Raw genomic sequence first — 11,523 nt, forward strand, 5'->3', positions numbered from 1 at the left:
TCGGGACAATGCCCCCGAACTTGCCTTGGAGGATTCGCGAATGCGCGCCAGAAGACTGCCCTTTGTTCTGCTTTTCGCCATCATGGCGTTTGCGGCCGCACCGGTGGTCAGGCAGGCATTGGCCGAGGAGACCAAGACAGATCCCGGCCTGTCAGATGTGCTGACCGACCTGCTGCATGGCGTCGAGGGCGAGAACGCGACGTCCGGTCCCGACAAGCGCGTGCCGTTCGGTCGCGAGGAGGTGCAGCTGTCGTTTGCGCCGCTGGTCAAGCAGACGGCGCCGGCGGTGGTCAATGTCTATGCCTCGCAGACCGCCAAGGTGACATCGCCTTTCGACGGTGATCCGTTCTTCGAAGAATTCTTCGGCCGCTCGCAGCCGCGCGCGCAGTCTTCGCTGGGCTCCGGCGTGCTGGTCGATCCGACTGGCGTCGTGGTCACCAATTACCACGTCATCAAGGATGCCGACCGGGTCAAGGTGGCGACCGCTGATGGGCGTGAGTTCGACAGCAAGGTGCTGCTCAAGGACGAGACTCTCGACCTTGCCGTGCTCAAGATCACCTCGGACAAGCCGTTTCCGGTCATTGCCATCGGCGATTCCGACGCGCTCGAGGTCGGCGATCTGCTGCTGGCCATCGGCAACCCCTTCGGCGTCGGCCAGACCACCACCAGCGGCATCGTCTCGGCACTGGCCCGCAGCCATATCGGCGTCTCCGATTCCAGCTTCTTCATCCAGACCGACGCCGCCATCAATCCCGGCAATTCCGGCGGTGCGCTGATCAACATGGGCGGCCAGCTGGTCGGCATCAACACGGCCATCTACAGCCGCAGCGGTGGTTCGATCGGCATCGGCTTCGCCATTCCCTCGAACATGGTTCGCGCCTTTGCCGACGCGGCCAAGGCCGGGCTCGACTTCTTCGAACGGCCCTATATCGGCGCCGAGTTCGAAGCGGTGACGCCGCAGATCGCAGAATCGCTCGGCATGGAGAAGCCGACCGGTGCGCTGGTTTCGTCGGTCGAGGCGACCGGACCGGCCGCCAAGGCAGGGCTCAAGCCCGGCGACGTGGTGCTGCAGCTCAACGGCAAGCCGGTCGAGAGCATCGAAGCGCTGGACTACCGGATGGCGACGCTGTCGATCGGCACCACCGCCAATTTCGCGGTTCTGACCAAGGGCCAGCAGGCGGCGATGGATATCGCGCTGGAGCGTGCTCCGGAAGGCATGAAGGCTGCCGAGGTGACGCTGCATGGCCGCAGCCCGTTCTCGGGCGCCAAGGTCGCGGAGCTTTCGCCCCGGCTCGCGCAGCGGCTTGGCCTGCGCACGGACATCAAGGGCGTCACCGTGGTCGACATCAACCGCGATTCACCGGCCGCCGATTTCGGCTTCCAGCCGGGCGACATCGTGCGCGAGGTGAACGGCACCACCATCGATACCGCAGCGACCCTGGAGCTGGCGGCCAAGACGGATACGCGCTGGTGGCGCTTTACGGTCGAGCGCGGCGGGCAGATACTGCGTCAGGTGTTGCGTTATTAGGGCTGGGTTCCGTGCATTCGGGCTCATGCTCCAACGAAAAAGAAGTGCATGGCCGATCTGTTCAGCGTCGATGAACCGGAAAAGAAGCCGCCTGGGCGGCCGCTGGCCGACAGGCTACGGCCGAGGAACCTTGGCGAGGTCGTCGGCCAGGAGCATCTGACGGGGCCTGACGGCGCGCTGACCCGGTTGATCGGTTCCGGCTCGCTCGGCTCGATGATTTTCTGGGGGCCGCCCGGCACCGGCAAGACCACCGTGGCGCGGTTGCTCGCCGGTGAAACGAGTCTCGCCTTCGAGCAGATATCGGCTGTCTTTTCCGGCGTCGCCGACCTGAAAAAGGTGTTCGAATCAGCCAAATTGCGCCGTGCCAATGGCCGCCAGACCTTGTTGTTCGTCGACGAGATCCATCGCTTCAACCGCGCGCAGCAGGACAGTTTCCTCCCGGTCATGGAGGACGGGACAGTCGTGCTGGTTGGCGCCACGACGGAAAACCCGTCCTTCGAACTGAATGCCGCTTTGTTGTCACGCGCGCGCGTTCTGGTCTTCCATTCGCTTGGCGAGGAGAGCATCTCCAAGCTGATGGCGCGGGCGGAGGAGACCGAGGGCAGGGCGCTGCCGCTCGACGACGAGGCGCGGGCCATGCTCATCCGCATGAGCGATGGCGACGGCCGCGCCTCTCTTACCCTGGCGGAGGAAGTCTGGCGAGCAGCCAAGCCCGGCGAGGTCTTCGATCCCGAGGGTCTGCAGCGCATCGTCCAGCGCCGCGCGCCAATCTACGACAAGGGCCAGGACGGCCATTACAATCTGATCTCGGCGCTGCACAAATCGGTACGCGGTTCAGATCCTGACGCGGCTCTCTACTATCTCGCACGCATGTTCGATGCCGGCGAGGATCCGCTCTATCTAGGCCGCCGGCTGGTGCGCATGGCCATGGAAGACATCGGCCTTGCCGACCCGCAGGCGCTTGTCGTCGCCAATGCCGCCAAGGATGCCTACGACTATCTCGGCTCGCCCGAAGGCGAACTCGCCTTTGCCGAGGCCACCGTCTATCTCGCCACCGCGCCCAAATCCAACGCCGTCTACAACGCTTTCAAGGCCGCCACGCGGGCCGCCAAGGAACACGGCTCGCTGCTGCCGCCCAAGCACATCCTCAACGCGCCGACCAAGCTGATGAAAGAGGAGGATTATGGCGCGGGCTACCGCTACGACCATGACGAGCCGGATGCCTTTTCGGGGCAGGATTATTTTCCGGAGAAGATGGGTCGCCAGACCTTCTATGATCCGCCCGAGCGCGGCTTCGAGCGCGATATCAGGAAGCGGCTCGATTATTGGGCAAAGCTGCGCAAAGAGCGGGAATAGCCGGCTTGCGTGAGGCTATTGACCAGATCCGCCAGGCAGCCAGCCGGCCGCGGTAGCAGGGCCGTTGTGTGGTAACCCAAAAAACCTTATCAAGGCGCACGACCGGGCGGTGGCCATTGCCTTGATTTGGGCACCTCATTCGCAACAGGATCGCGCTTGGCGCGTGGAAAAATGACAAAAAATCTTCGCAAATCCCTTCGCAAATTCGCCATTGCCATCCCGCTTCTCGCCCTTGGCTTCTATTTCATCCCCATCCTGACGACGATCTTCATCGTCTGCGGCCTGATCGACGTGCTGCGCAACGACCGCAAGGATCTGTCGCTGTTCTCAGGCTATTTTCTCGGCAACGGCCTGTTCACCTGGCTGCTTTCGCCGTTCAACCTGCTGGTCGACCTCTTGTGCTACAGAAATCCTGGCGTGTGGAAGCTGGAGCAGTTTCCCGCCGACTATCAGCGCGAGGTCAACGAGGTCCTGGATATCTTCAAGGCGCGCAAGGATGAGATCATCGCCGATATCGATGCCAATTTCGGCGCCGGCCGGCGCGGCATGTATGTCTACCAGTGGTACGGCAAGCACAGGATCGACAACGTCGCCGAGTTCAACAAGGATTTCAAATACATCAAGACCATCGCCGTTTCCGTCTTCAGCAAGCGCGAATCGACGTCCTGGCATTTCGGCCCGCTGCGGCTCAGCTTGCGCATTCTCTACAATCTGATCCCGGTGAAGTCGGAGATTTTCGTCGAGTGCGGCAACGTCAAGAATTACTGGTACGACAATCCGCTGTTCATCTTCGACGACACGCTGCTGCATCGCTCGGTCAACGAGTATGACGGCCGCCGCTACTGCGTGTTCATGGACATTATCAGGCCATCCCCGGTTCCCCGCCTCATCGCGGGTATGCTGGCCATCGTCTCGGTGAGCGTCGAGCGCATCAATTCCATGTTCTACAAGAACTGGAAAATGATCGGTTCGACCAAGCCGAAGAATGCCGGGACGACCTAAGCTTTGGAAAATCGGTGCTGCCGGCCCTGCCGGCAGCGTCTGGGTGCTCTGCATGTGAGACTTGGCCAATCCTTGTCGGCCGCTCATGCGCCGGAACGGATCCTGGCTGCATAAACGGTAGTCCGGGCTGGCTTTGATAGTTCTGCCTCTTCTCCTTCTGGCGGCCGCAAGTGACGAAGAACAAATCTCTCGGATTTTGGGCAACGACATATGTGTGCACCGCTCTTGTGGGAATTGCTCTTGCTCTCATCTATGTAGGGCTTGAACAGCCTGTCTATTACTGGGACTTCGCTGCCTATTTCGACACGTTTAGCCGGCAGGGCACGCTCTTGGTTCAGAGCCCTCTCGAGTGGCTCAGCCATTTGAGGACCTCGATCGCCACCGACGACTACAGTGCGGCGATCCTGGTGCCGCTGATGCCGTTTCACATCATTTTTGGCGATTCGAGGTTTTCCTACATCGCCGGAATAGTCGCTGTTTACCTGGTTCCGACCGCTCTTCTCATCGGCAGAACAAGCTATCTGGAGGCGGCGACCGGGACGCCTTCATGCCGAAGCTGGCTCACCGTATGGATTGCGGCCTTTCTCTACACGCCCTTCTGGGCGGCGACGCTTCGTGGGTTGCCGGACATTGCCGGCTGCCTCGCGCTTTGCGCGGCAACCTATTTTCTCTGGAAATCGAGGTTCCTGACCCATGAACCGGTGATCAGCGGAATGCGTGTCGGCGTATGCCTGTGGTTGGCATTCGTGCTGCGCCGCTGGTATGCCTATCCCGTCATCGGGGTCGGAACTTCCGCAGCCTTCTTCTGTTTTCTGCAGGTCGCGAAAGACCGCGACGTCCCGGCACTCCGCAATGCCGCCGTCGGGGGCCTGTGTGTGATCCTCGTGGTTGTCGGAGCCGCGCTGACCTTCCAGCAACCCCTGACCCTCAAGATACTGGGAACCAGCTATGGCGACCTTTACAGCGGATACAAGACAAGCTTCGTTTCACAGGTTGACCAGGCAGGATCGCGGCTCAGCTATGTGAACTGGCTGTTGATCGTATTCGGCCTTTGCATCTCCATCATACGCCAAAACAGATTTTCCCTGTTCTGTGCCGTTGCTTCGGTACTTACCTTCTTCCTCTTCACCCGCATGCAGGACCCGGATCGCCACCATTCGGTGCCAATGTTTCTTTGGCTTTTTCCTGCCTACGCCCAGGCAATCGTTGCGATCGTTTCGATGCCGGCGCTGAGATCGCGATGGTCGAACGCCGCGATAGCCGTTGCCGCCGTGCTGGCGTTTTTCGGTACTTTTTTCCCAATTGGCCGCCAGGTGCTGTCACCGATCAGCTACGTCTTTGCCAGGGAAGCCACGCTCCCGCTGCAACTCGACAATCTTCCAGAATACAGGCGTCTTATCGATGACCTTCTTGGAAAGATGGGACCTGGGGACCGGTTGTCGGTATTTGCGTCCAGCGGGATCATGAGCGACTCATTGCTCTATGAAATGGACAAGGACCTTTACCCTCGCATCGAGTGGGCTTGTCAGGTCGATAGTCGCGATCGATTCAGACCGGCGGCGTTGAAGTCCAAATACGTTGTCGTGACCGATCCGCCCGTTACCCATCTGCAGCCGGGTGCGCAGCTCTGTGTCTCGATACCGGACCAATACATTGTCGAGGGCAAAGGCATCGGCGCAGCATACAGGCGCATCGCGGCGTACCAGCTGTCCGGCGACGTCAAGGGCTACCTCTACGAACAGGCGCGCCCTATCGGCAAAACGGAGATCGATGACCTCTATAACGAGTTCAGGAAAAAATATCCGGGATGGGCAACGCCTGAGTGGTGACGAGCTCGGCTGGTCCGTGCGGTTGCGCCCACAACGAGGGATTGACCGGGCAGCCCTGCGGGGGCAGTAAACGGTCATGTTCAATCTGTTTCTCGTCGTCGTCGGTGGCGGCATCGGTGCCGGCATTCGTCACCTTACCAACATCGGCGCGCTGCGTTTTGTCGGCCCTAACTATCCCTGGGGCACGATGGCCATCAACGTCATCGGCTCCTTCGCCATGGGGCTGTTCATCGCCTCCATGATGCGCCGTGGCGGATCGAACGAGGTCAGGCTGTTCGTTGCCACCGGCATTCTTGGCGGCTTCACCACCTTCTCAGCCTTTTCGCTCGATTTTGCGACGCTGTGGGAGCGAGGAGCCACGCTGCCTGCGCTGGTTTATGCCCTTGCCAGCGTCATTGGCGCCATTATCGCCCTGTTTCTGGGACTTTGGCTCGCAAGAAGCCTGCCTTAGTGCTATTGCCGCGCCAAGAACAGGCCGAGCTTCGCTCGGGAAACGGATAAGCGACAAAAAACATGGCAGGCGTTGAACAGATCACGGTGGAAGCCGGCGAGGCGGGCATGCGGCTCGACCGCTGGTTCAAGACCCATTTCCCGGGCCTTGGTTTCGGCCATTTGCAGAAGCTTCTGCGCTCCGGCCAGATCCGTGTCGACGGCGGCCGGGTCAAGGCCGACACCCGTGTCGAGCCCGGCCAGATGGTTCGCGTCCCACCGCTCGAGGTTGACAAGAAGGGCGAGAGTGCGCTGACCGGCCACTCGATCCGCAACCAGGGCGATGCCGATGTCCTGTCGAAAATGCTGATCCATGAAGACCCTAAGGTTTTCGTCTTCAACAAGCCGGCGGGCCTTGCGGTGCAGGGCGGCTCGGGCGTCACCCGCAATGTCGACGACATGCTGGAGGCCTGGCGCAACCAGAAGGGCGAGAAGCCCAGACTGGTTCACAGGCTCGACCGCGACACTTCGGGCGTGCTGGTCGTCGCCCGCACCCGACTGGCCGCCATGAAGCTCTCGGAAGCGTTTCGCGCCCGCGAGACCAAGAAGACCTATTGGGCGCTGGTCAAGGGCGTGCCGCCCAAACGCGAGGACAAGATCTCGACCTGGCTGATCAAGGAGCCGACGCCGGACGGTGACCGCGTGCGGGTCGCCGCGCATGGCGAAAAGGGCGCCGACCACGCTGTGTCCTACTACCGCATCATCGAGCAGGCGGCGCAGACGATGACCTGGCTTGAAATGGAGCCCTATACGGGCCGCACCCACCAGCTTCGCGTCCATGCCGCCTACATCGGCTGCCCGATCCTGGGCGATCCGAAATATTTCGAGGCCGACACCAACTGGGACTTTCCCGGGGGCATTCAAAACCGCCTGCATCTGCACGCCCGCCGCATCATCATTCCGCATCCCGACAAGGGCGTCATCGATGTCACGGCGCCAATGCCACCGCATATGAGCCAGAGCTGGAACCTGATCGGCTTCGACGACGCCAGCGCGGAGGACTGATCGTGAGCGGCGCCACCGACGCGCTCGACCGGCGCGACACGGTCGACCTGGCCGCCGCCGCGATCATGGTCGGGCTGACCTTTTCCTGGGGGCTGAATTACGTCGCCGCCAAGATCTCCTACGCTGGCTATGATCCGGTTTTCCTGTCGATCGCGCGCTCGATCATCGGCGGCATGTGTGTCTTTGCCTGGTGCCGGTGGCGCGGCATCGCGCTTTTCACGCGCGACGGGACCTTGCTCGCCGGCATCGTGGTTGGCGCGCTTTTCGGCATCGAGTTCCTTTGCCTTTATGTCGGCCTGGAGCATACGACCGTTGCCCGCAACACGCTGCTGGTCAACACCATGCCGTTCTGGATGCTGCTCGGCGGCCATTTCCTGCTCGGCGAGCAGATCACGTTGAGAAAATTCCTTGGCCTGCTGCTGGCCTTTGCCGGCCTTGCCGCGGTGTTTTCCGACAAGCTTGGCGGCGGCGGAGACATGCTGTTCGGCGATCTGCTGAGCCTTGGCTCCGGATTCTTCTGGGCTTTGACCAACATCCTCATCAAGCGGTCGAAGCTGGTCGAGGCGAGCGCCGAGAAGCTGCTGCTTTACCAGCTCGCCGGGGCAGCGATCGTAGGCGTATTGGTGCTGCCTCTCGCCGGCCCGCCCGTTCGCGACCCGACCGTGCTGCCGACCTTGGCGCTGCTTTTCCAGGCGGTCTACATCGTCGCCTTCACCTATGTGCTGTGGTTCTGGCTGCTGCGGCGCTATCCGGCGTCAGGCTTGTCCAGTTTCACCTTCCTGTCGCCGGTTTTCGGCGTGCTGTGCGGAGCCATGTTCTTGAATGAGCCGCTGACCATGCGCATTTTCCTGGCACTTGGCCTGATTGCCGCCGGCCTGATCATCGTCAACCGGCCGGCGCGCAAGCTGACGCCGGTGTAAGAGAGACCTTCATGCGTGACATCCTCAACGACCTCGAAGCGGGCAAGTATCTCTCCGACCCGGATCCTGTGCGCCGCGCCCAGATCCAGATGAAGACGCCTCTGCCCAAGCGCTTCTACAAGGCCGCCTCTGTGGCACCTGTCGACAATGGCTTTGCCGTGCATCTCGACGGCAAGCCGGTGCGGACGCCGGGCAAGGCGCTGCTGGTGCTGCCGACCGAGGCAGCAGCCGCGCTCGTCGCCGACGAGTTCGCCGCCCAAAGCGAGACCATCGATCCGGTGAAGATGCCCGTGATGCGCCTCGTCAACACGGCCATCGATGGCGTTGCCAGCGACCCGCAGGCGGTGCTGGAGGATATCCTGCGCTTTGCCTCATCCGATCTCACCTGCTATCGCGCCGACGCACCGCAAGGGCTGGTGGAGCGGCAGAATCAGCATTGGGATCCGGTGATCGACTGGGCGAGGACACTCGGAGCACGTTTCAATCTGGCCGAGGGCATCATCCATGTCGAACAGCCGCGCGAGACCATCGCCGTGCTGGGCAGCCATCTTGCCCAGCGCGCCGAGCCGCTGCGGCTCGCCGCCATTCATGTGATGACGTCGCTGACCGGTTCGGCGCTGCTGGCGCTGGCTGTCGATTTCGGCGAGATCGACGCTGAGGCTGCCTGGGCCGCTGCTCATGTCGACGAGGACTGGCAGATCGAGCATTGGGGGCAGGATGCGGAGGCCGTTGCCCGCCGCGCGGCTCGCAAGCGCGACATGATGGCTGCCGCCGGCCTGCTGCAAGCGCTCAAGGGCTAGGGGTTTCCCAACTCGCCCGGTTTCATCCCGCAGCGCACCTAATACCAAAGTCATAATCCCAAAGACGCGCTGCCTTTGGCGGGCGCTTTCTGTCATTTTTCCCCGATGGCTGTCGTTGAGTCCGTGCTCGGAGGAGAACGCGGACAGTGTCGCGCAGCATTGAGAACGGGTCTCACGGGAGGATAACGCAATGGCAATAGCATCGACCGCCGGCGGAACAAGCCGCGGCATGACGCGGGAAGAGAAGAAAGTCATCTTCGCTTCCTCGCTCGGCACCGTTTTCGAATGGTATGATTTCTATCTTTATGGCTCGCTGGCGGTGTTCATCGGTTCGACCTTTTTCAGCCCAGCCATTCCGGAAGCGACCCGCAACATTTTCGCGCTGTTGGCTTTCGCCGCAGGCTTCCTTGTGCGCCCGTTCGGCGCACTGCTGTTCGGCCGCATCGGTGACCTTGTCGGCCGTAAATATACTTTTCTTGTCACCATGACGATCATGGGCCTATCGACCTTCCTGGTCGGCTTGCTGCCCGGCTATGCCACTTTGGGCATCGCCGCTCCCGTGATCCTGATCATCCTGCGCATGCTGCAGGGCCTGGCTCTGGGTGGCGAATATGGCGGCGCGGCCACTTACGTCGCCGAACATGCGCCGGACAACCGGCGCGGCTACTACACCTCGTGGATCCAGACCACCGCGACGCTCGGCCTGTTCCTATCGCTGGTTGTGATCCTGATCGTACAGGCTTCATTGAGCAAGGAAAACTATGCTGCCTGGGGCTGGCGTATTCCGTTCATCGTGTCTTTCCTGCTGCTCGGCATCTCGATCTGGATCCGGCTTTCGCTTTCCGAATCCCCGACCTTCCAGCGCATGAAAGATGAGGGCAAGGGCTCCAAGGCGCCGCTGACGGAAGCCTTCGGCCAATGGAAGAACGCCAAGATTGCACTGCTGGCGCTGCTCGGCCTCACCGCCGGTCAGGCCGTGGTCTGGTACAATGGCCAGTTCTACGCGCTGTTCTTCTTGACCAACGTGCTCAAGGTCGACGCGCAGTCGGTCAACATCATGATCGCGGTCGCCCTGGCGGTCGGTTCGATCTTCTTCGTCGTCTTCGGCTGGCTCTCCGACAAGATCGGCCGCAAGCCGATCATCATGGCGGGCCTTGCGCTGGCGATTGTCTGCACCTTCCCGCTGTTCAAGGCACTGACATGGGCTGCCAATCCGGCACTCGCCACGGCGCAGCAGAACACCAGGGCGACGGTGACCGCGGCGCCGGGCGACTGCAAGTTCCAGTTCAATCCGGTTGGCACGGCGAAGTTCACGACATCCTGCGATATCGCGACTTCGTTCTTGACCAAGAACTCGGTTCCCTATGACGTGGTGTCGACGGCTGCCGCCGGCACACCCGCATCTGTCAAAATCGGCAATGAGACGGTCGAGTCCTATGACGCCATCGCCGCCGGTGATCAGGCCAAGGCCAAGGAAGCGGCCTTCATCAAGGCCGTCAATATGTCGCTGCAGGACGGCGGCTATCCGCTGAAGCGCGCGGCAGCCAAGGTTGCGGACCAGAAGCTCGATGCGTTTGTTGCCGCCAACCCGGAACTGAAGCTGGACGCCGCTGCCATCCGTGCCGGTGAAAAGGCGACGGTGCCGATCGACCAGGCGGTCAAGGACAAGCTGCTGACCACCGATGAGGCAGCGGGCGCACCCGAAGTCACCGTCTACAACATTCCAGGCGGCGGCGCGTTCGCCATGTTCGCCGATCCTGCAGCAGTGAACTGGCCAATGACGATCGGCATCCTGTTCATCCTGGTGCTGTTCGTGACCATGGTCTACGGGCCGATCGCGGCGATCCTGGTCGAGATGTTCCCGACCCGCATTCGCTACACCGGCATGTCGCTGCCCTATCACATCGGCAATGGCTGGTTCGGTGGACTGCTGCCGGCAACCGTGTTCGCGCTCAGCGCCTACAAAGGCGACATCTACTATGGCCTTTGGTACCCGGTGGTGATCGCGGCTATAACGCTGGTCATCGGCATGATCTTCGTCAAGGATACGCTCGGCACCGACCTGCACGCCAAGGAGTAGGCAGCCCCAGCGTTCAAAAGAAAGCCCGGCGCGAACGATCGCGCCGGGCTTTTTCTTTTCAGGCCAATTCGTTGGCGAGGGCTGCTGCCCTTTGTGTCAGCTCTTGCGGCCCCGGGCCTCTTCCTCGATGGCTGCCTCATGGTACCAGCCGTCGCCGAAATCCGCGCGGGCACCACGCAGCGAGGCAAGCTCTGCCGCAAACTTAGCCTTTCCGCTCAAATTTGAGGCAGAGAGGCGTGCTGCCGCCGGGAACATCAAAATTTTGGCCGACGGTCGTGTGGAAATGACTTCCATTGCCGGGTTCCTTTCTTCCGCCGAACCTTTTCGATTCAACTTGGCCCGAAGATAAGGTCTGCAATCAAGTTAGGCAATATGCCTATGAAAAGATCAGCATTTGCACACTATTTGTGCAAATAAGGACCGTGATGGATCCGGGCGCATTGCTTAGGCGGCTCACCGACTTCCGGTGGATGCCGCGTCAATTTTGTCGCACCCTCCGGACCAAGAATGGCAC

The 11,523-nt window shown here is 61.4% G+C and carries 10 protein-coding genes; 9 read left to right on the plus strand and 1 reads right to left on the minus strand.

What is annotated here, in order from left to right; all coding sequences use genetic code 11:
* The first annotated feature begins 40 nt into the window (after window positions 1-40).
* The 9 genes from LB519_RS19065 (at window position 41) to LB519_RS19105 (ending at window position 11,009) form a co-directional block, all read left to right on the plus strand.
* Window positions 41-1,528: a DegQ family serine endoprotease gene (locus LB519_RS19065; RefSeq protein WP_013531440.1), complete on the plus strand. Its 1,488-nt coding sequence runs from the start codon at window positions 41-43 to the stop codon at window positions 1,526-1,528.
* 48 nt (window positions 1,529-1,576) lie between these two features.
* Window positions 1,577-2,884 carry a replication-associated recombination protein A gene (locus LB519_RS19070; RefSeq protein WP_013531441.1) on the plus strand — a complete coding sequence of 436 codons (1,308 nt, stop codon included), beginning with the start codon at window positions 1,577-1,579 and terminating at the stop codon, window positions 2,882-2,884.
* 171 nt (window positions 2,885-3,055) lie between these two features.
* Window positions 3,056-3,886, plus strand: coding sequence for an aspartyl/asparaginyl beta-hydroxylase domain-containing protein (locus tag LB519_RS19075; RefSeq protein ID WP_063168068.1), 831 nt, complete (start codon window positions 3,056-3,058; stop codon window positions 3,884-3,886).
* A gap of 170 nt (window positions 3,887-4,056) precedes the next feature.
* Window positions 4,057-5,715: a hypothetical protein gene (locus tag LB519_RS19080; RefSeq protein WP_224620871.1), complete on the plus strand. Its 1,659-nt coding sequence runs from the start codon at window positions 4,057-4,059 to the stop codon at window positions 5,713-5,715.
* A gap of 76 nt (window positions 5,716-5,791) precedes the next feature.
* Window positions 5,792-6,166, plus strand: a complete 375-nt coding sequence (crcB, locus tag LB519_RS19085; protein WP_224620872.1) for a fluoride efflux transporter CrcB — start codon at window positions 5,792-5,794, stop codon at window positions 6,164-6,166.
* Window positions 6,167-6,228: 62 nt separating this feature from the next.
* Window positions 6,229-7,209: an RluA family pseudouridine synthase gene (locus LB519_RS19090; protein ID WP_224620873.1), complete on the plus strand. Its 981-nt coding sequence runs from the start codon at window positions 6,229-6,231 to the stop codon at window positions 7,207-7,209.
* A 2-nt stretch (window positions 7,210-7,211) separates the two neighbouring features.
* Entirely contained in the window at window positions 7,212-8,129 is a 918-nt protein-coding gene (locus LB519_RS19095; protein WP_024505073.1) for a DMT family transporter, read from the plus strand.
* Between the two features lie 11 nt (window positions 8,130-8,140).
* Window positions 8,141-8,929 carry an ATP12 family chaperone protein gene (locus tag LB519_RS19100; protein WP_027163359.1) on the plus strand — a complete coding sequence of 263 codons (789 nt, stop codon included), beginning with the start codon at window positions 8,141-8,143 and terminating at the stop codon, window positions 8,927-8,929.
* A gap of 190 nt (window positions 8,930-9,119) precedes the next feature.
* The gene (locus LB519_RS19105; protein WP_013531448.1) at window positions 9,120-11,009 is read left to right on the plus strand and encodes an MFS transporter; all 1,890 of its coding nucleotides are present in this window, start codon (window positions 9,120-9,122) and stop codon (window positions 11,007-11,009) included.
* Between the two features lie 96 nt (window positions 11,010-11,105).
* Here LB519_RS19105 and LB519_RS19110 read toward each other — a convergent pair whose 3' ends face one another.
* Window positions 11,106-11,303, minus strand: coding sequence for a DUF2735 domain-containing protein (locus tag LB519_RS19110; protein ID WP_063168063.1), 198 nt, complete (start codon window positions 11,301-11,303; stop codon window positions 11,106-11,108).
* Between the last annotated feature and the right edge of the window lie 220 nt (window positions 11,304-11,523).

Origin of the sequence: Mesorhizobium sp. AD1-1, assembly GCF_020164655.1 — a bacterium.
Lineage (GTDB): Bacteria > Pseudomonadota > Alphaproteobacteria > Rhizobiales > Rhizobiaceae > Mesorhizobium > Mesorhizobium ciceri.

Bases quoted from the DNA above. Each gene is read 5' to 3' on its own strand.
- LB519_RS19110 (WP_063168063.1), bottom strand. From the start codon at position 11,303: ATGGAAGTCATTTCCACACGACCGTCGGCCAAAATTTTGATGTTCCCG.
- LB519_RS19075 (WP_063168068.1), top strand. From the start codon at position 3,056: ATGACAAAAAATCTTCGCAAATCCCTTCGCAAATTCGCCATTGCCATC.
- LB519_RS19105 (WP_013531448.1), top strand. From the start codon at position 9,120: ATGGCAATAGCATCGACCGCCGGCGGAACAAGCCGCGGCATGACGCGG.
- LB519_RS19070 (WP_013531441.1), top strand. From the start codon at position 1,577: ATGGCCGATCTGTTCAGCGTCGATGAACCGGAAAAGAAGCCGCCTGGG.
- LB519_RS19100 (WP_027163359.1), top strand. From the start codon at position 8,141: ATGCGTGACATCCTCAACGACCTCGAAGCGGGCAAGTATCTCTCCGAC.
- crcB (WP_224620872.1), top strand. From the start codon at position 5,792: ATGTTCAATCTGTTTCTCGTCGTCGTCGGTGGCGGCATCGGTGCCGGC.
- LB519_RS19065 (WP_013531440.1), top strand. From the start codon at position 41: ATGCGCGCCAGAAGACTGCCCTTTGTTCTGCTTTTCGCCATCATGGCG.
- LB519_RS19090 (WP_224620873.1), top strand. From the start codon at position 6,229: ATGGCAGGCGTTGAACAGATCACGGTGGAAGCCGGCGAGGCGGGCATG.